At 62.2% G+C, this 20,174-nt stretch carries 16 protein-coding genes; 8 read left to right on the forward strand and 8 right to left on the reverse strand.

The window, feature by feature from the left end; all coding sequences use genetic code 11:
* Positions 1-174 precede the first annotated feature (174 nt).
* A complete protein-coding gene (locus ASE60_RS13365; RefSeq protein WP_244495604.1) occupies positions 175-1,749 on the forward strand; it encodes an iron ABC transporter permease in 1,575 nt (524 codons plus the stop codon).
* A gap of 299 nt (positions 1,750-2,048) precedes the next feature.
* Here ASE60_RS13365 and ASE60_RS13370 read toward each other — a convergent pair whose 3' ends face one another.
* Complete coding sequence (locus tag ASE60_RS13370; protein WP_057250989.1) at positions 2,049-4,001, reverse strand: acetoacetate--CoA ligase; 1,953 nt, start codon at positions 3,999-4,001, stop codon at positions 2,049-2,051.
* 209 nt (positions 4,002-4,210) lie between these two features.
* On the opposite strand from ASE60_RS13370, the gene ASE60_RS13375 reads away from it, so the two are divergent.
* Positions 4,211-6,010, forward strand: a complete 1,800-nt coding sequence (locus tag ASE60_RS13375) for an AsmA-like C-terminal region-containing protein (protein WP_244495601.1) — start codon at positions 4,211-4,213, stop codon at positions 6,008-6,010.
* An 86-nt stretch (positions 6,011-6,096) separates the two neighbouring features.
* Here ASE60_RS13375 and ASE60_RS13380 read toward each other — a convergent pair whose 3' ends face one another.
* The 4 genes from ASE60_RS13380 to ASE60_RS13395 form a co-directional block, all read right to left on the reverse strand.
* On the reverse strand, positions 6,097-6,915 hold the full coding sequence (locus ASE60_RS13380) for an ABC transporter permease subunit (protein ID WP_057250991.1): 819 nt from the start codon (positions 6,913-6,915) through the stop codon (positions 6,097-6,099).
* 3 nt (positions 6,916-6,918) lie between these two features.
* The gene (locus ASE60_RS13385) at positions 6,919-7,830 is read right to left on the reverse strand and encodes an ABC transporter permease subunit (protein WP_057250993.1); all 912 of its coding nucleotides are present in this window, start codon (positions 7,828-7,830) and stop codon (positions 6,919-6,921) included.
* Positions 7,831-7,834: 4 nt separating this feature from the next.
* Complete coding sequence (locus ASE60_RS13390; RefSeq protein ID WP_057250995.1) at positions 7,835-8,977, reverse strand: ABC transporter ATP-binding protein; 1,143 nt, start codon at positions 8,975-8,977, stop codon at positions 7,835-7,837.
* Between the two features lie 104 nt (positions 8,978-9,081).
* Complete coding sequence (locus tag ASE60_RS13395; protein WP_057250997.1) at positions 9,082-10,176, reverse strand: polyamine ABC transporter substrate-binding protein; 1,095 nt, start codon at positions 10,174-10,176, stop codon at positions 9,082-9,084.
* A gap of 83 nt (positions 10,177-10,259) precedes the next feature.
* On the opposite strand from ASE60_RS13395, the gene ASE60_RS34570 reads away from it, so the two are divergent.
* A complete protein-coding gene (locus ASE60_RS34570) occupies positions 10,260-10,451 on the forward strand; it encodes a hypothetical protein (protein WP_146237024.1) in 192 nt (63 codons plus the stop codon).
* Between the two features lie 59 nt (positions 10,452-10,510).
* A complete protein-coding gene (locus ASE60_RS13400; RefSeq protein WP_057250998.1) occupies positions 10,511-11,494 on the forward strand; it encodes a fatty acid desaturase family protein in 984 nt (327 codons plus the stop codon).
* Here ASE60_RS13400 and ASE60_RS13405 read toward each other — a convergent pair.
* Positions 11,488-12,897, reverse strand: coding sequence for an XRE family transcriptional regulator (locus ASE60_RS13405; RefSeq protein ID WP_057251000.1), 1,410 nt, complete (start codon positions 12,895-12,897; stop codon positions 11,488-11,490). The two genes, ASE60_RS13400 and ASE60_RS13405, sit on opposite strands and share 7 nt — an antisense overlap.
* A gap of 228 nt (positions 12,898-13,125) precedes the next feature.
* Here ASE60_RS13405 and aceA point away from each other — a divergent pair, with 228 nt between their 5' ends.
* The 3 genes from aceA to ASE60_RS13420 all read left to right on the forward strand — a co-directional run bounded on the left by aceA (position 13,126) and on the right by ASE60_RS13420 (position 16,180).
* A complete protein-coding gene (aceA, locus tag ASE60_RS13410) occupies positions 13,126-14,415 on the forward strand; it encodes an isocitrate lyase (protein ID WP_057251002.1) in 1,290 nt (429 codons plus the stop codon).
* 134 nt (positions 14,416-14,549) lie between these two features.
* Positions 14,550-14,789, forward strand: a complete 240-nt coding sequence (locus tag ASE60_RS13415) for a hypothetical protein (RefSeq protein WP_034800815.1) — start codon at positions 14,550-14,552, stop codon at positions 14,787-14,789.
* Positions 14,790-15,070: 281 nt separating this feature from the next.
* Entirely contained in the window at positions 15,071-16,180 is a 1,110-nt protein-coding gene (locus ASE60_RS13420) for a LuxR C-terminal-related transcriptional regulator (protein WP_057251004.1), read from the forward strand.
* Between the two features lie 58 nt (positions 16,181-16,238).
* Here ASE60_RS13420 and ASE60_RS13425 read toward each other — a convergent pair whose 3' ends face one another.
* Positions 16,239-17,108, reverse strand: a complete 870-nt coding sequence (locus ASE60_RS13425) for a LysR family transcriptional regulator (RefSeq protein WP_057251006.1) — start codon at positions 17,106-17,108, stop codon at positions 16,239-16,241.
* Positions 17,109-17,197: 89 nt separating this feature from the next.
* Here ASE60_RS13425 and ASE60_RS13430 point away from each other — a divergent pair, with 89 nt between their 5' ends.
* Positions 17,198-17,401 (forward strand): hypothetical protein, encoded by a 204-nt coding sequence (locus tag ASE60_RS13430; RefSeq protein WP_057251007.1) that lies wholly within the window; start codon positions 17,198-17,200, stop codon positions 17,399-17,401.
* Positions 17,402-17,497: 96 nt separating this feature from the next.
* On the opposite strand, the gene ASE60_RS13435 is transcribed toward ASE60_RS13430, so the two are convergent.
* Entirely contained in the window at positions 17,498-20,020 is a 2,523-nt protein-coding gene (locus ASE60_RS13435) for a HAMP domain-containing methyl-accepting chemotaxis protein (RefSeq protein WP_057251009.1), read from the reverse strand.
* Positions 20,021-20,174: the final 154 nt, after the last annotated feature.

A 20,174-nucleotide genomic window follows, 5' to 3' on the forward strand; every position in this document is an offset into this window, starting at 1 on the left:
CTCACGGTGGCCAGTTTGCTGGCCGCCGGTTAGCTATTCCTGCCGTCACGCTTCGGAATCGATCGATTGCAGTCCATCACTCAGAGAACAAAGCGGCGTCTTGCACGTGCAGGAACCGGTCTTTCCCATCCTCTCCTGGCGACCTGGGCCGGCCTGACGTCGGTGATCGTGCTGATGCCGATCATCGCGATCGCGTGGCTCGCTGTTTCGGACGGGGGCGGCAACTGGCCGCATCTCATGGAAAACGTCATTCCGCGCGCAACCGGGCGAACGCTGCTCCTCGTTTCGCTGACCGGTGCCACCACGGCAATCATCGGCATCCTGACCGCCTGGCTGGTGGCAAGCTGCGAGTTTCCGCTTCGCCGATTTCTTTCCGCCGCCCTGGTGCTGCCGCTCGCCATCCCCGCCTATCTTGCGGCCTATGCCTTCGGTGAGCTCTTCACCTTCACCGGGCCGGTGCAGAGCCTGATCCGCTTGATCTTCGGCTTCAAGACGAGCCGCGACTATTGGTTTCCGGATATCCGCTCGCTCGGCGGCGCGGTGCTGGTGCTGAGCTCGGTGCTCTATCCCTACATCTACCTCGCCTGCCGCTCGATGTTCCTGATGCAGGGACGGGCGGCTGCGGACGTCGCGCGCACGCTCGGCGCCGGTCCGCTGAAAGTGTTCTTCCGCATCCAGATCCCGATGGCGCGCCCGGCGATCATGATCGGCCTGACGCTGGTTGCGATGGAGACCTTGAACGATATCGGTGCCGTCGAATTCCTCGGCGTGCAGACGCTGACCTTCTCGATCTTCGATACCTGGCTGAACCGCGGCAGTCTTGCGGGCGCCGCGCAGATCGCCTGCATCATGCTGGTCTTCGTCATCGGCCTGATGATGATCGAACGGGCCGCACGCCGTCGCCAGCGTTTTTCCAGCCAGAAGACGACCTCAGCCGTCCACGACGCCGTCCGGCTGTCGCTGACCGGCTGGAAGAAATGGGCGGCAATGTTCGCCTGCCTGCTGCCCGTCCTCTCCGGTTTCGCCGTGCCGTTCTTCATCCTCGGCAATTTTGCCCTGAAGCGGATCGACCAGTTCGTGGAGCCTCGCCTTCTGAACGCGCTCTTCCACAGCATCCTGGTTTCGGGCGCGACGGCGATGGCCACGGTATTGCTCGGCTTCGTGCTGGCCTATGCGGCGCGCACCGGGCACTCCCGCGTCTCCGACACGGCCGGGCGGCTCGCCTCCTTCGGCTACGGTGTGCCCGGCACGGTGCTGGCGATCGGCGTGCTCTTTCCGCTCGCTGCTCTCGACAATGCGATCGACGCCGGCATGCGGGAAACCTTCGGCATCTCCACCGGCCTGATGATGACCGGCACCGGCTTTGCCATCATTTATGCCTGCAGCGTGCGCTTTCTGACAATGGCGGAAGGCACGCTCGAAGCCGGCTTCCAGAAGCTCTCTCCGCATCTCGACATGGCCGCGCGCGCGCTCGGGCGCACGGGCGGACAGACCCTGCGCACCGTGTTGCTGCCGATGATGCGCCCAGCCGTTCTGACTGCAGCCCTGCTCGTCTTCATCGAAACGATGAAAGAGCTTTCCGCCACGATCATGCTGAGACCCTTCAACTTCAACACGCTCGCGACCCTCGTCTACGAGGACGCATCGCGGGCGAAGGTGGAGGATGCTTCGGTCGCCGCCATGATCATCGTCATCGCCGGCATGATCCCGGTCATTGCCGTGTCGCGGTCTCTCGAAGGCCGATCCTGATAGGTATCGGGAAGCCCGCCTGCGCGTTTCTGACGGCAGCAACGGCATAAAAAAAAGGTGGCTGGGAGGCCACCTCGATAATCGAATGCTAAACCAACAAGTGCTCGAGAAGGGATGACATCATGTCTGCGGCGGCATCGCTGCCGAGCGCCGACTTACATCGACCGGCCTCAAGTTGACATGACCATGCGCCCCCAATTGTTAACAAGACCTTACCAGGCGGCTCCGTAATTTTAGTGATTTTTCAGCAAGTCTGAAGGCTTGGTTAATTCGGGGAGCGCCAACAAGTTAACGCGCCCTCAATTTTTAAGGGCCTCGAGCCCGGCAAAAAGGTCGAGCGCCTCGGGGTTAGCGAGCGCCTCCTTGTTCTTCACCGGACGGCCGTGCACGACGTCACGAACGGCAAGCTCGACGATCTTGCCCGACTTGGTGCGGGGGATGTCGGCGACCGCGATCACCTTCGCCGGCACGTGGCGCGGCGACGCGCCGATGCGGATGCGGTTCTTGATCGCCTTGGTCAGATCGTCGGTGAGCGCGATACCAGATGCGAGGCGAACGAAGAGAACGACGCGCACGTCGTCTTCCCAATCCTGCCCGATGCAGAGCGCCTCGACGACCTCCTCCATCTGCTCGACCTGATTGTAGATCTCCGCGGTGCCGATGCGCACGCCGCCGGGGTTCAACGTCGCGTCGGAGCGGCCGTGAATGATGATGCCGCCATGTTCGGTCCATTCGGCAAAGTCGCCATGGCACCAGATATTGTCGAAGCGCTCGAAATAGGCGGCGCGATACTTGGCACCCTCCGGGTCGTTCCAGAACATCACCGGCATCGACGGGAACGCCTTGGTGCAGACGAGTTCGCCCTTTTCACCGCGCACGGATTGCCCCTCGTCGTTCCAAACGTCGACGGCCAATCCGAGGCCCGGCCCCTGGATCTCGCCGCGCCAGACCGGCTTCAAGGGATTGCCGAGCACGAAGCAGGAGACGATATCGGTGCCGCCAGAGATCGAAGCGAGCTGGACGTCCGACTTGATGCCTTCGTAGACAAAGGAGAAGCCTTCCGGCGACAAGGGCGAACCGGTGGAGGTGAGCAGCCTCAAGGTGGAGAGATCATGGGTCTTGGCCGGCACGAAGCCGCCCTTGCGGACCGCATCGATGTACTTGGCCGAGGTGCCGAACACGGCGAACTTCTCGGCGGCGGCATAGTCGAAGAGCACGTTGCCGTCGGGATAGAAGGGCGAGCCGTCGAAGAGGCAAAGCGTGGCGCCGACCGCCAGGCCCGAGACCAGCCAGTTCCACATCATCCAGCCGCAGGTGGTGAAGTAGAAGAGGTTTTCGCCGCGGCGCAGGCCGCAATGGAATCGGTGCTCCTTCAGGTGCTGCAGCAAGGTGCCGCCGGCCGAATGAACGATGCACTTCGGAACACCCGTTGTGCCCGACGAAAACAGCACATAGAGCGGATGGCTGAACGGAAGCCGTTCGAACGTCAGCGTCTTCGCCTCGAACGGCGCGGTGAAATCTCCGAGAGTCTTGCCGCCCGCGATCGAGGCCGCAAGCGCTGCGCTGTCGCCGGCATAGGGTATGATCAGCGCCGGCACTGCAAGGCTCGCGGAGACCGCGCGCACCTTCGCGTCGACGTCCTGGCGCTTGCCGTTATACCAGTAGCCGTCGCAGGCGATGAACAGCTTCGGCGCGATCTGGCCGAACCGATCGAGAACGCCCTGCTCGCCGAAATCGGGAGAGCAGGACGACCAGATCGCCCCGATCGAGGCGGTCGCCAGCATCAGCGCGATGGTTTCCGGCATGTTCGGCATCATCGCCGCGACGCGATCGCCTGGGCCAATACCCTGCGCTTTCAGCGCCTGCTGCAGTCGCGACACCAAAGCACGCAGATCATTCCACGACAGGCGGTAGTCGACCTTGTCCTCACCGCGGAAGACAAGCGCATCGCCATCGCCGGTTTCGCGAAGCAGGTTCTCCGCGAAGTTCAGTTTCGCTTCGGGGAAGAAACGGGCATCGAGCATCCGGTCGCCATTGACGAGGGCAGTCGCGCCACGCTCCCCGACGACGTTGCAATGCTCCCAGACTGCGGTCCAGAAGTCACCACGCTCGGCCACCGACCATGCATGGAACGCGTCATAATCCGCAAAGGTTCTGCCGAAGCGTTCGCTGCACCAGGCGATGAATTCAGCCATTGGGCTATGCGCACGGATCTCTGGACTCGGAACCCACAACGGCTGCTCTGCTTGCATGCTTTCCTCCACTCCTACTCCATGCTCTCTATACCATGCTGCATCGCAAAATAAACAGTACCTGCAGTCGTCTCGGCATCGCGCCGGCGACATTTACCTGTCTGTTTCCTGTCCGTCGCATTTGATTTCTGAAGACCGAAGGCCTATCCAACATGCGAGATCCAAGCGATGGCGACCGGGCAGACATGACACGGAATTTCCTGCATAAGATGCGCGACGCACGCCTGCGGTCGCGGCTCAGCCGTCGCCACTTCCTGTGGGCCGCAGCGATCGGAGTGGGGCTTGCTGTCGCCTACAATGCCGCACTGCCTCTGCTGATTTCGACCGCCGACGTGCGCCCGACGGTGGAGCACATGCTCGACGCCTGGTCAGGTGGGAAAAGCCGGATAACAGGCAATCCCGAGATCCGCTTCTGGCCGGAACCGACCCTCACGCTGCGCTCCGCGACGATCGAGACGGCAGATGGCACATCGCGCAAGCTCGTGCATATCGGCAGCATAACCGCGTCCTTCAGCCTGCTTTCAGCCATCGATGGCGACCCGGACCTCGAGGACATCCGCTTGATCGAGCCGGTCGTCACGCTGGAAAGGCGGACGGATGGCACGCTCAACTGGCAACGTCCACACTGGTTGACTGTGCCGGAGCGATCGACCTCCGGCGACGATACGCCCTTCGGTGACGTCACGGTCGAAAACGGACGCCTGCAGGTCATCGATCTCATTACCAATCAGACCCGTGAATTTTCCGGCATCTCCGGAACGGTCAAGTGGCCGTCCTTCTCCGAGCCTCTGGGCGCCCAGTTCTCGGGCAGCATTGGTGGACAGCTGGTAACCTGGACGCTCGACTGCAACGAACCGCTGGCGCTTCTTGCCGGCCGCGATACGACGCTCAGGACATCGCTGACCTCAACGCCATTGAACCTCTCTTTCGAAGGCGTCGGCAGTCTCTCACAAACACCGATCAGTTCGGGCCGGCTCCAGCTTTCGACCGCATCCCTGCAAACGCTGGCGGCCTGGTTCGAGGGCAAAGCCGAGCGTGCCCTGCCCGACAGCAGTTTCAACCTCAGCGCCAATGTCACGACAGGTGATAGCTCCCTGAAGCTCGACGATCTGCAGCTTGCTCTGGGCGGCGCCAACGCGACCGGTGTTCTCGACGTCTCCACGCCAGCCAACGATACGCCCCGTATTGAGGGCACGCTCGCCTTCGACCGCATCGGCCTCAACGGTTTGCAACCCCTCATCGATCAATTGCCGGTGGAGCCTGACGACATCGCCAAGCAGCTCGGTGACGCTTTCGCGCGGACCTGGCGTGCCGATGTCCGCCTGTCGGCGCAGGAGGCATTGGTCGGCCCGCTGCGGCTCGTGGATGTGGCGGCCGGCATCATCATCGACCATGGGCGCGCTTCCATCGACATCGCCGACAGCACCTATGCCAATGGCCGGCTCAGTGGCCGGATCGCCGTCTCGGAAGCGGGGTTGGCAAAGGGCGGCAAACTCGAACTTGTCCTGAAAAATGCCGACCTCGCCGCAGCGCTCGCGGACTTCGGGTTTACCGGCCCGATCCCGTCCGGCCGCGGCAACGTCAACTTCGACCTGGTGACCGAGCATCCGTTCTGGACTGAGCAGGCGGCCGAGGCTTCGGGCCGCATCAGGCTCTCGCTCGCCAACGGCACCCTCTCCAGTTTCGACGCAAACGCCTTCGCGGACCTGGTCAGGGCGGGAGAGTTCTTCTCGCTGGCTCAGGCGAGCGATGGCAGCTTCGCTTTCCAGACGGCCGACATCGAAGCCAGTTTCGGCCAGGGGTCGGCGCGGCTGAACCAGGCGCTTTTCACCGGCAAAACCGGCAGCCTCTCGGTCAATGGCGTCATTCCCTATCGCACCGGCAGCCTGGCACTCGCCGGCACGTTCATCGACACACTCAATGCCGGACAAAGGCTGCGCTTCTTCGTCGGCGGGTCCTGGCCGAATGCGGTGATCTCGCCCCTGTCGGTCCTCGGCGAACCCAACTGAAAACGGCCGGCGTCGAGACGCCGGCCGCCGGTTGCCGTTCACAAAGGACAAAGCCGGTTCACGCCCAAGCGCGGAGCAGCTCCCGCTCAGGATTGCGCAAAGGCGGCCCGCTCGTCGCGCTCGCGCTGTGCCTCACGCTGCTTGGTGACGATGGAGGCAACGACGACCCCGATTGCGACAATGCCGATGAGAATGGTGCAGATCGCATTGATTTCCGGCGTCACCCCGAGCCGCACCTGGCTGTAGATCTTCATCGGCAGCGTCGTGGCGCCCGGTCCCGTCGTGAAGCTCGAAATCACCAGATCATCCAGCGACAGCGTGAAGGCCAGCACCCAGCCGGAAAACACTGCCGGCGCAATAACCGGCAGCGTGATCGCAAAGAAGGTGCGGACCGGCGTGGCGCCGAGATCGAGCGCTGCCTCTTCGATCGACTGGTCGAAGCTTAAGAGCCGCGACTGCACGACCACGGCGACGAAGCACATGGTGAAGGTGATATGCGCCAGCGTGATCGTCCAGAAGCCGCGGTCAAGGCCGATGGCGACGAAGAGCAGCAGGAGCGACAGACCGGTGATCACCTCGGGCATGACGAGCGGCGCATAGACCATGCCGGAAAACAGCATGCGGCCGCGAAAACGCGTGTAGCGAACGAGCGCCAGCGCCGCCAGCGTCCCGAGCACCGTTGCACAGGTCGCCGAGATCAGCGCGACGCGGATCGTCACCCAGGCGGCATCGAGCAGCGCCTGATTGTGCCAGAGCTGCGTGTACCATTTGGTCGAAAAGCCCGCCCAGACCGTGACGAGCTTCGACTCGTTGAACGAGAAGATCACCAGAAGCACGATCGGCAGGTAGAGGAAGCCGAAGCCGAGCACGATCGAGGCGATGTTGAAGCGAGACCAGGTGCCCATCTCCTACTTCCCCTCGCTGTCGGCTTTGGCCTGCGCGTTCTGGAAATAGACGATCGGCAGCACCAGGATCAGAAGCAGAATCGTCGCCACTGCCGAGGATACCGGCCAGTCGCGGTTGGCGTTGAACTCGTTCCAGAGGGTCTTGCCGATCATCAGCGTTTCCGAGCCGCCGAGCAGGTCGGGGATAACGAATTCGCCGACGGCCGGGATGAAGACGAGCAGGCAGCCGGCGACGACGCCCGCGAGCGAGAGCGGGAAGGTCACGCGCCAGAAGGCCGTAAACGGCGTGCAGCCGAGGTCGAGTGCCGCTTCGGTCAGCGTGTGGTCCATCTTCTCGAGCGACGAATAGATCGGCAGCACCATGAAGGGCAGATAGGAATAGACGATGCCGATATAGATCGCCCAGTTGGTGTTGAGGATGATCAACGGCTGGTCGATGACGTTGATGCTCATCAGGAACTGATTGAGGAGACCCTCGGGCTTCAGGATCGCGATCCAGGCGTAGACGCGGATCAGGAAGCTCGTCCAGAACGGCAGGATCACCAGCATCAAGAGCGTCGGCCGAATGGTCTTCGGTGCCTTCGCCATGCCGTAGGCGACCGGATAGGCGATTAGCAGCGTCAGGACAGTCGAAACCGCCGCGATGATGACGCTCGATACATAGGCGTTGAAGTAGAGGACGTCTTCCGTCAGCCAGACATAGTTGTCGAACGAGAACTCCCGCGCCTTTTCAAGGATTCCGGACAGGCCGCCAAAGAGATCGAAGACCGGCGTATAGGGCGGCATCGCCACTGCCGTCTGCGACAGCGAGATGCGGAAGACGATGAAGAAGGGGATGAGGAAGAAAAACAGCAGCCAGGCATAGGGGATGATGATGACGAGGCGGCTGAAGAGAGCGGATGCGACGCGTGTCATGGTCTCAATCCTTCAGAACGACGCCGGCGTCTTCGCCGAAGGAAATCCAGACCTCCTGGTCGTAGCCGAGCGGATCCTCAACCGCGCGCACCGCATTCAGCGACGACGCCTTGATCACGCGTCCGTCCTTCAGGCGCACGTGGAAGACGGTCATGTCGCCGAGATAACCGATATCCCAGATCTCCCCCTGGACGGCGTTGACGGGCGCGTGTGCCGGCGGCTGGCGGCTGACACGAATCTTTTCCGGGCGGACGGCGACGGCGGACTTGCCGCCTGTAGCCGGTCTTTCGGGCGACGCCATGCGGATCGGGAAGCCGTTGGTGCCTTCAAGGCGCACGTAGCCGCCGTCAGCCCCGCCGACCGCTCCTTCGAAAATGTTGACGTCGCCGATGAAGTCCGCGACGAAACGGGAATTCGGCGCCTCATAGATCTCGGCCGGGGTCGCGACCTGGATGACCTTGCCGTGGCTCATCACCGCAATGCGGTCGGCCATGGTCATCGCCTCCTCCTGGTCGTGCGTCACGACGACGAAGGTGAGGCCGAGTTCCTGCTGCAGGTCCATCAGTTCGAACTGGGTTTCCTCGCGCAGCTTCTTGTCGAGCGCGCCGAGCGGCTCGTCGAGGAGCAGCACCTTCGGCCGCTTGGCAAGCGAGCGGGCGAGCGCGACGCGCTGACGCTGGCCGCCGGAAAGCTGGTGCGGCTTGCGCTGGGAAAACTTTTCGAGCTTCACCAGCTTCAGCATCTGCGCGACGCGCGCAGCGATATCCGCTTTCGGCATGCCGTCCTGCTTGAGGCCGAAGGCGATGTTGTTCTCGACCGTCATGTGCGGAAAGAGCGCGTAGGACTGGAACATCATGTTGACCGGCCGCCGGTAGGGCGGGATGCCGGCGAGGCTCTGCCCGTCGAGAATGATCTCACCCGACGTCGGCTGCTCGAAGCCGGCAAGCATGCGCAGGAGCGTCGACTTCCCGCAGCCCGACGCGCCGAGGAGCGCAAAGAACTCGCGTGTGTAGATATCAAGCGAAAGGTCGTCGACGGCGGTGAAATCGCCGAACCGCTTTGTCACGTTCTTGACGGAAATGAATGGCTTGGAAGCGGGATCCGCCCAGGGGGCAAAGGACCGCCGAATACTGCCGAGAGACTTCATCATCTATCCCCGAATGATACAGCCGATTGGGCGCTCTTGTTTTCCCCGGCGCCCATTAAGAAAATTGCCCGGATTTTGAGGTCCGGGCAATTCGTTTTCCGCTCTTACTGGCCGGTTACGACCTTTGTCCAGAGTCGGGTCAATACCCTCTGTTCCTTCGCCTCGAAGGGCGTCACCGTGAACAGTTTCTGCATCACCTCTTCCGACGGATAGATGGCGGTATCTTCCAGAACGGCCTTGTCGAGGAACTGCTGCGAGGCCTTGTTGCCGTTGGCGTAGAAGACGTAGTTCGATGCCTTGGCGACGACTTCCGGCTTCATCATGTAGTTGAGGAAGGCATGGGCTTCCTCGACGTGCTGCGCATCGGCAGGGATCGCGAACATGTCGAACCACATCTGCGCACCCTGCGACGGGATCGCATAGTCGACGGTCACGCCGGCCTTCGCTTCGGCCGCGCGGTCACGGGCCTGGAAGACGTCGCCGGAGAAACCGACCGCAAGGCAGATGTCGCCGTTGGCGAGCGCGTTGATGTATTCCGAGGAATGGAACTTGCGCACGTTGGGACGGATGCTTGCCAGGAGTTCGGCCGCCTTTTCCAGATCGGCAGCATCGTGGCTATCCGGATTGAGGCCGAGATAGGCAAGCGCCGACGGCATGACGTCGGTCGGGGAATCGAGGATGTGGATGCCGCAATCCTTGAACTTCGCCGCCAGTTCCGGCTTGAAGATCACGTCCCAGTTGGGCTTCTCGTCCGTGCCCAGGATCGCCTTCATCTTGTCGACATTGTAGCCGATGCCGGTGGTGCCCCACATGTAGTCGACGGCGTATTCGTTGCCCGGATCGTACTTCGCCGTACGCTCCATGATCACGTCCCACATATTGGAAAGGTTCGGCAGCTTCGACTTGTCGAGCTTCTGGAACACGCCGGCGGCGATCTGCCGCTGCAGGAAGGTTGCCGTCGGCACGACCACGTCGTAACCCGAACCGCCCGCGAGCAGCTTCGTCTCCAGGATCTCGTTGGAATCGAAGACGTCATAGACGACCTTGATACCGGTCTCCTTGGTGAAGTCTTCCAGAATGCTGCTGTCGATGTAATCCGACCAGTTGTAGACGTTGACCACGCGCTCCTGCGCCGAGGCCAGCATGGTCGAACCGGCCAGTACGGCTGCCGCCAGGGTTGTGACGATGAGCTTGGACATACAACTCCCCTTTTGATTTTTCGTATCGGGCCCGGCATGCCGGGACACCGTCCAATCCGCTTCGCTCAGGCCGGAGGTTAGGCATGTTTCTCGATAACCTCAAGCGCTTTCGTGCCAACAAAAAGGCGCCGCCGTATCGGTCGGTGTTTTTCACAAGCCAAGGAAAAACGGGCACTTATGGCAAGCCGCCGGGCGGCTGCTTAAACCGGGCGTCACCGCTCGCCGCAGTTAACCATGTCGATGCTCGACATGTACGGACCGACGTTTACAATTGATTAACCATGATCACCGTGCGATTTTCTCGCCGGTTGTGTATCAAGGCTTGGGTATTGCGATGGGCGAGAAGATCGTTGGCGAGAAGGCCACAGGCGGGCGGAACCGCAGGATCGACCCCAAGGAATTGAAACGCCTTTCGGTGCTCGAGCCGCACAAGGCGCTGGGCGCAATCGCTTTCGATTGGGCGATGATCGCAGCGGCGATCGCCGTCAGCGAATATGCCGGCAGTCCGCTGGTCTATCTGCTCGCCGTTGTGCTGATCGCCGGACGCATGCATGCGCTCGGCTGCATGATCCACGAGGCGGCGCATTACCGCATCATCCGCAACAGAAAACTCAGCGACTGGATGAGCGATCTCGTGCTCGCCTGGCCGGTGCTTGCCACCGTCGACGGCTATCGCCAGAACCATCTCGCGCACCACCAGCATGCCAATACCGACGAGGATCCGGACTGGACGGCGAAGCTCGGCATGCCGCAATTCACCTTCCCGCAGAAGCTTGCTCGCGGCATAACACAGGTGCTTGGCTACCTCGTTGCGGTCAATTCGCTGCGCGACATGCTGCACATGGCCAAACGCATGGGAAACAACGACCGCTCGACGCTTCAATACAAGCTGCTGCGCATCGGCTTCTATGTGGCCGCCGCGGCGATCTTCACGCTGCTCGGCATCTGGCGGGAAGTGGCGCTCTACTGGGTGGTGCCGTTCCTCACTTTCTTCTGCCTGTTCCTTTATATACGCAGCGTCGCCGAGCACTTTGGCAGCATGGACTATAGCGACGAACTCACGAGTTCACGCACGGTCTATCCGCATGCCTGGGAGAAGCTGTTCTTCGCCCCCCACAACATCAACTATCACCTCGAGCACCACCTCTATCCGGGCGTGCCGTTCTACAACCTGCCGGAGTTGCACGCGATCCTGATGCGCAACAAGGCCTATGCGGACAAGGCGCATATCACCCGCGGCTATACGACGGGCCTTCCGGCGGAATGCTTCGCGCCGGATGCACCGCTGCTGCCGAACCAGCATCCCGTCAGCTATTGAAAATCGAAAACGCTGAGCCCGGTCGCCATCTCATCGAGCCCCAGCGGCCGCGTGACCGGCGGCTCGGCGCGTGCCAGACAGCCCTGCCGTTCACAGAGCCGGCAGGCGGCACCAATCGCGACCGCCGGCGGCATCCCCGCACCGTAGACCACCTCATCAGCGAAGGACGCTTCGCAACCGAGGAGTAAGGCCGTGCGCCGAACCCGCTCCTGAAACGCCGCCTGCGGGCCATCCAGCGTGCGCGCCACTGTCAGAAATGCAGCGCCATCGGGCATTTCGACACGATCGACCAGAACCTGGCCCGGCACCGAGAAGGCGGCGTGGATATTGAGCTTCGGACAGCCGCCGCCGAATTTCGCCTGCGGGAAGCCTGAAGCGCCGGCCCGCCGCAAGCGGTGGCCGGCATTGTCGATCTCCATCAGAAAGAAGGGCACGCCTTGTGCGCCCGGCCGCTGCAGCATGGTCAGCCGATTGGCGGCCTGCTCGAAGGAGACCTGAAAGCGCGCACGCAGAACGTCGACATCATACTTCGCGCGCTGCGCGGCGGCGAGGAAGGCGGCATAGGGCATCATCAGCGCATGCGCGCCATAGCGCGCAAGCTCGAAACGGGCGATGCGTCGCGCCTCCGCCGTCGAGAAACGCAAAGGCTCGAGTTCGGCGATGATCGCCTCATGGCAGGCGATCGATACGGCCTCCATGGCGATCTCGCGGAGCTGGTCATACGGCGATAGCCGCTCGGAGATGAAGAGGCGCATGGAATGCCGGTCGAAACGGCGGCGCAGATTGGGCATGGCATGCACCGGCAGGCTGCGCACCACCAGGCCGTGCTCCTTTTTCAGCCAATTCTTGAGTGCACCCACGAGATCATCGCCCGGCGACAGTGCCTCATGAAAGGCTTCCGCCGCTGCCTCGATTGCAGCAAAATGATTGGGCCGCGCCTCGAAGGTTTCGCGCACCTCGTCCATCGGCAGCCGCGTGCCCGAAAGCGCCTCCATATGCCCCTGCCCCGCCAGCAGGTCGGCGAGGTCCTTCAGGCGCGCCGCCTGCTCGCGATAGGCGCGATAGAGCTTGACGACACCGCCGGCGGCATTGGGGGCGGCTTCCGCCACCTCGATCAGCTCCTGCTCTCCGGGCAGTTCGGCTGACAACAGCGGATCGGCAAAAACCTCGCGCAATTGCGTGAGGCTGCCACCGGTTTCTCCCTGCAGCTCGTCGAGATCGACCTTGTAGACCGACGCGAGTTTCAAAAGCAGCTGAACCGTCAACGGCCGCTGATTGCGCTCGATCAGATTAAGGTAGGACGGCGAGATACCGAGGGCCTCGGCCATGGCCGTCTGCGTCAGCGAGAGACCGTTGCGAATACGCCTGACCCGCGGACCGGCGAAGATCTTGTTCTCGGCCATTTGTAACTACCTTTACAATCTGCAACGAGCGCGACACTTTACACTTTTTACAAATTTACTTCGCGCTTCTGTCAAAGGCAAGACAAGATAACCCTTTTGACCGCGCCATTTCATTGTTTCCAATGGCCGAATATCGCAGCGCAATGTAAAACCTGTCACATGAACTCGAAACACAAAGCGCCGTGCGACGAAAGTCGAATGGATGTCTGATTTTGACAGGAGGATGCAATGACTGATTTTTACAAGCTTGTTCCGAGCGCACCGCAAGGCCGCTTCGATGGCGTCGAACGCCCCTATACCGCCGAGACCGTGAAACGGCTGCGCGGGTCGGTCGAAATCCGCTATTCGCTGGCCGAAATGGGCGCGAACCGCTTGTGGAAACTCATTCACGAGGATGACTTCGTCAACGCGCTCGGCGCTCTCTCCGGCAACCAGGCCATGCAGATGGTCCGCGCCGGCCTGAAGGCGATCTATCTCTCCGGCTGGCAGGTTGCTGCCGACGCCAACACCGCTTCGGCAATGTATCCGGACCAGTCGCTCTATCCGGCCAATGCGGCGCCCGAGCTCGCAAAGCGCATCAACCGCACGCTGCAGCGTGCGGACCAGATCGAGACCTCGGAAGGCAAGGGCCTTTCGGTCGACACCTGGTTCGCGCCGATCGTTGCCGATGCCGAAGCCGGCTTCGGCGGCCCGCTCAATGCCTTCGAGATCATGAAGGCGTTCATCGAAGCCGGGGCTGCCGGCGTTCACTACGAGGACCAGCTCGCGTCTGAAAAGAAGTGCGGCCACCTCGGCGGCAAGGTTCTAATCCCGACGGCCGCCCATATCCGCAACCTGAACGCGGCACGCCTTGCCGCCGACGTCATGGGCACGCCGACGCTGGTCATCGCCCGCACGGATGCGGAAGCAGCAAAGCTGCTGACCTCCGACATCGACGAGCGCGACCGCCCCTTCGTCGACTATGACGCCGGACGCACGGTCGAAGGCTTCTACCAGGTGAGGAACGGGCTGGAGCCCTGCATCGCCCGAGCCATCGCCTATGCACCGCATTGCGACCTCATCTGGTGCGAGACCTCGAAGCCAGATCTGGAGCAGGCCCGCAAGTTCGCCGAAGGCGTGCACAAGGCGCATCCGGGCAAGCTGCTCGCCTACAACTGCTCGCCGTCGTTCAACTGGAAAAAGAACCTCGACGACGCGACGATCGCCAAGTTCCAGCGCGAGCTGGGCGCGATGGGCTACAAGTTCCAGTTCATCACGCTCGCTGGCTTCCATCAGCTGAACTTCGGCATGTTCGAACTGGCACGCGGCTACAAGGCGAGACAGATGGCCGCCTATTCGGAACTGCAGGAAGCGGAATTCGCAGCCGAGGTCAACGGCTACACCGCGACCAAGCACCAGCGTGAAGTGGGCACAGGCTATTTCGACGCCGTTTCGATGGCGATTACCGGTGGCCAGTCCTCAACGACCGCGATGAAGGAATCGACCGAGCACGACCAGTTCCGCCCGGCCGCAGAGTGAAAGCCCGGCGGGAGCGCGGCAATCCCTGCCCGCTGCGCTCCTGCCGATCCTCATAAATCAGAGCGGGACACGGACGGAAACCGCAGACACGCCTCCGCATCCCACTCTAGCCTCGAACCTCAAGGAGAAGTCCAATGACAGTCCAGACACGCGTCAAGGAACGGGCCGAGGAACAGTCTTCGGCGATGACCCCGGACCAGCAGGCAGCGATCCGCATGGTCGCCAACGACCTGCACCGCCTCAACCAGTCCGTTATGAAGGCCGTGGATGCCGGCGTTTCGGTCGAGCTCGTTCGCTCGGCCCGCCACCACGGCGGTGAAGGCAACTGGGGCGACCTCCTGATCCCGGTCATCGTGACCCAGGGCAGGCCATGACACTCGCGGCGATGACGCTTGCGATGGCTTTGCTTTCATCCGTCTCGCTTCGTCCGCTCGCCGCATCTTTCGTCCGAAGCGCAATTTATCGTTGAACAACATTGAAACTGTAGCGCGAGATCTCGGCGCACAAGATCAGAAAGGCCGGCAGCGATGCCGGCCTTTCCGTGCTCGCGGTGATCGTTCACGACGCAACGATCACCGGCAACCCACTATTTCAGGTTGATCGAACCTCCCGCTCCTGCCTATATTAGCCAAACCTACCTTAGGCAGAGGTGCGCATGCATCGATCGACGAGAGCTGCCGATACGGCCGAACTGACGGAGTTGATCTACGGCGCCGCATTTGGTGACTGCAGCTGGCAGGACTTTCTTGATCGACTGACCACGACGATGCCCGGCGGGCGCTCGGCGCTCCATTACCACGATCTCACATCGCCGGCGTCATGCGTGCCCTATGTCTCCGGCTTTACGCCGGAAGCCATCGACCAGTTCAACAGCCACTTCGCGGCGATCAATCCCTGGATACCGAAGTCGGTCCTCGTGCCCGTCGGCCGCGGTCTCGCCGGCGAGCATATCGTCTCGCGCGCGGATTTGCTGAAATCGGAATTCTACAACGACTGGCTGAAGGGCCAGACCGGCTGCGAGACCACGGTGGGCGTCACCATCGTGCGCAGCGCGACGCGCACATTGCTCGTATCGACCTGTACATCGTCCACGGACGAGGAACTCAACCGGCAGGCGGCCGATCAATATACCCTTCTTGCCCCTCATCTGAAACGCGCCTTCGATTTCCTGCGCCGACGGGACCTGATGATGGCCGAGCAGCATGAGGGCCAGACGCTTCTCGATACGATCGGCGTCGGCGTCATTTATGTCGGCGACAATCTTCGCATCCGCTCGATGAACGTCAACGCCGAACGCATGGCGGCGAAGGGTTCTCCGTTTCGCGTCACGATCGGCGGACGCTTGTTCATGGACGAACCGGAAGCCAACGCGGCACTGGAGCTTCTGGCCTCACCGGTCGGCACTCCCGCACAGCCGCAGGTTCGCATCGTCAGGACCGCGGAGAATGGCGCCTTTCGGATCACGCTCGTCCGGCGAAGCGCCAGTATCTTCACCGAACTCCTCGATGGCCCCACCGTCGCGGTGCTGGTCGAGCCGGCGTCCTCGCTGGTTTTTGACCAACGCCTCACCCACCTGAAAGACAGCTACGGCCTCACGCCGGCCGAAATCCGCATCGCGTCAGGCGTCGTTGCCGGCCTGACGCTGAAGGAAATGTCGCATGCCAACGGCGTCAGCTACGAGACGACCCGTACGCAGCTTAAAAGCATCTATTCCAAGACCCGGGTCAATTCTCAGGCCGCCCTGGTCAAGCTCCTGATGCGCTGACCGAAGGCGCCAGAACCCACGACCCGTCGTTCTGGATGCGGGCCGGTCGCGCGCATGCTCAGCCGCGACGCGGCCGTTTTCCGGCAAAGACGTCAGCATGGCTACGCAACAGCTTCGTCATGCGATCGACCACCGTGCGGATTTCCTTTCGGTGCCGATCCTCGTTGTTCATCACGATCCATTGCCGATGCCTGAGCGCCGGGATTTCGTCACCCGCCCGCTCCAGCATCGGATCGAGATCGCCGACGAAACAGGGAAGCACGGCGCACCCGGCGCCGGCACGGGCGAGATCCAGGAGCGAACGCGGCCGTGTGATCGTCGCGACGATCCTGCCCTCTGCCTGCTGGTGAGGCCAGCGAAGATAGGCCGAGATCGCCTCCTCTTCGCCCACGGCCACCCACCGACTGTTGGCAGCTGACGCTGCGTTCTTCTGGCGATAGGCGGCGTAGGCGACGTCACCGATCAGGCTCGCCGCCAGATAGCTTTCCTCGGGCTCGAAAGCACGGATGCCGATATCGGTCTCACGATAGGCGAGGCTTGCGCGTGTCTCGCCAACCGTTATCGCCAGGCTGAAACCATCCCTCTCGCTGCAAAGTGCCGGGAAATTCTCGGCAAGAAGCCAGGCATTCCAGGTGCCGACGGTGATGCGGACTGTCGCGCCTTCACCCTCGCGCCGCCAGCTTTCGACCAGGCGCGCCGCCGTCTCCATCTCCTGAAGCTGCTCGAAAAGAAGCTCACCGTCGCCAGTGAGCTGATAGCCGGTCTGGCTGCGCAGGAATAGGGCGCGGCCCGTCCGCTCCTCGAGCTCCAGCATCCGCCGCCCGACCGTGGCCGGGCTCGAACCGAGCGCCTGTGCCGCGCCGGTCAGGCCCCCGGTGCGCGCCACGCTCATGAAACAGCGGTAGATATCCCAATCCAGGTTTTTCATTACTGAAAAATATAGCGCGATATCCGGTGTATGTAAAACTGCTTTGGATGCATAAAAGACGTGATGCCCACCAAGTGAGGAGCATCACCATGGAAATGATGGCAATGGTCTATATCGCCGACATGGCCTTGAAGAACCGGCGTTGGGACGAAGACTTCGATCCGAAGCCGCCGGGATATCTTCGGCGCCTCTTTAACGCCCTGTCCGTCAGGATTGCCCAGCGGCGCATGAGGCGCCTTGACGCTGAAGAAAAGAGCACCGCGGAGCCCTGCGGCCACGCGGTGCAATGTTAGCCCCTGCCCTTGTTATGTCGCACGGCGATACCGGTTTGCCGTGCCTTCGCCTGAAGGCGGAACGTCCGCCGTCAGCGAATTCGATTGCCGGCCGCCTCAGGCGGCCCGGTAATTGTAGTCGTCTGCCTGCGGCTCCAGCCGGAACTGCTCGACAAGCATCATCAACGTGTCGGCCTGGTGCGCGAGCGACCGGCTCGTCGCCGTGGCTTCCTCGACCATGGAAGCGTTCTGCTGTGTCATCTGGTCCATCTGGTTGACCGAGCCGTTGACCTCGTTGAGCGCAACGGCCTGATCGCGGCTAGCGGTCGCGATCATCTCCACATGCTGGCTGACGGTGACGATCTGCGCGCTGATCGATGCCAGCACTTCGCCCGTTTCCTTGACCAGGTGCGAACCGGCATTGACCTCGTTCGTCGACTTGTTGATGAGCCCCTTGATCTCGCGCGCGGCCTCTGCCGAACGCTGCGCCAGTTCACGCACTTCCTGGGCGACAACGGCAAAGCCCTTGCCTGCTTCACCCGCACGCGCCGCCTCGATGCCGGCGTTCAGCGCCAACAGGTTCGTCTGGAAGGCGATGTCGTCGATCACCTCGATGATCTGCTCGATCTGGCGCGAGGCCTCCTCGATGCGTCCCATGGCGGCGATCGCGTTGGTGACGACGGTCGCTGAGCTGTCGGCGCTGCGCTTCGTCTGGATCACGGCATGGTTGGCTTCGCCGGCACGCTCGGCCGAAGAGCGAACGGTCACGGTGATCTGGTCGACCGCAGCGGCGGTTTCTTCAAGCGATGCCGCCTGGGCTTCCGTTCGCTTCGACAGCGAGTCGGCGGCATGATGCATGCTTGAACCGCTTTCCTGGATCGCCTGCGCATTGGCACGGATCTGGGAGAGCGTGTCCTGCAGCCGGATCAGCGAGCCGTTGAAGTCCTCGCGCAACTGTTCGAGACGACCGTGGAACGGAACCTCGATCTGGCGCGAGAGGTCGCCCTGCGCGAGACGGCCGAGACCGGCTGCAAGCTCGCTGACGGCCAGATCGATCTGACGATCGAGCTCCCGCTTTTCCCGATCGTTGCGGCTGCGCTCCATCTCGGCGCGAGTACGCTGCTCTTCGCTCTCGGCCTCGATGCGCACCTTGGAAAGCGCGTTCTCCTTGAAGACGCCGAGCGCGCGCGCCATGTCGCCGATTTCGTCACGACGGGCGTCGCCGTCGATCGCCGTGTCGAGGCGGCCATCGGCGAGGCGCCGCATGGCAGCGGTGATCTGACCGATCGGCTTCTTCAGCGTCAGCGTCAACGCAATGCCGGCAAGCAGCGCGATGACGACGCCGCCGACGGTTGCGGCCACCGAGATCTGGTTTGCTTCCTGGCGTTCTGTTCCGGCGGCCACCTTCTGCTGCTCGGCAAAGCCGGTGAGATCGCCCCAGATCTGGTCGATCGATTGGCCGGCAGCGTCGAAGTCGGCGGTCCGCTTGACGGTGATTTCGACGAGCGCTGCGGCATCCTTCTTCATCGCCGTCAGGATCGGCATCAGCGTATCGGCGATCTTGTCGAAGGAAGCGCCGTCACTGGCAACACCACGCAGCGTCGCCATGTTCTGTTGAACGGCAAGCGACTTGTCGAGCAGCTTCTGGCGGTTCTCTTCGTTCGTCTGCCCCATGAAAGTCGCAGCGGAAATCTGAATGTCCGTGATCGACGCGGCGAGCCGGCGGGTTGCGGTCAGTACCGATTCCGTCGTGACGATCTGCTCGTCGAGTTCGGCGAAGATCCGCGTCGCGTCACGCATCTTGCCGACCGATGCCGCCTCCAGGCGGAAGCTCGCAGTGCGGAAACGGTCGACATATTTGGAGATGCCGGCAAGCGTCTCCGGGCCGGCCGGCGCCTTCAGCAGCGAACCGATCTCGCTCGAAGCCGACGTGATCGTTTCGGCAAGCGATTTCTCGTCCTTCGGCAGCAGACGGAAGATGTCGCGCTCGGTGCGGCCGATCATCGGGAAGCGTTCCTTGACGGCCTTGAGCTTGTCGTCGACGGTGATCGCCTTGCTGACCTCGGTGCCGAATTCGTTGAAGAAGCGGCTGGCGCGCATCAGCTTTTCGGCTTCGCGCAACATGGTCTTGGCAGCGTTTTCGTTCTTCCGCACGGCGTATTGCAGCCGGTTCGATTCCTCGTTGATCTTGGAGCGCTCGATCAGCAGCGCGTCGAGGTTTGCCGCCATCGCTGCGCGCAGCTCCTGCTCGCCGACATGCAGCTTCCAGAGGCCATCAATGCGTGCCTCGATGTCGTTTGTCGCGGCGATTGCGGCCGTCAACTCGTCCTGACCGCTCTGGCCGGCGACCTGCGCGGCCGTCGCCGCAAGCACGTCCTTCTGAGCCGAAATCTTCGACTGGACGGCTTGCCTGGTTTCCTCGGTCGTCGAATGCAGGAAGGCGTTCATGCCCGCATAGACATCCTTGAAGCCGCTCAATGTCTGCAGCACGCTGTTGGAAATCTCCATGCGGCCCTGAAGCAGGCCGGATGCATAGAGACCGGTGATACCGACGGCACAGATGCTGACGACGAAGGGCAGGATGAAAAAGAGCACCTTCGTCTGGATCTTGAAACGGGCAAGAATTCTATCAATGAACATTGAAAACACCTTGGCTCGCAGCTCGCATTCGCCTCCCCCGGCAGCTCGAGACGTCTCCGCCTTCAACGACAGGGCGTGAAGGTGCGAGCGATCGAGAGCCACCCGATGCGCAAACAGGCTGATGTTTTTCGGAAAATCATACGGCGCACGCCGC

Source organism: Ensifer sp. Root278 (genome assembly GCF_001429285.1).
Lineage (GTDB): Bacteria > Pseudomonadota > Alphaproteobacteria > Rhizobiales > Rhizobiaceae > Ensifer.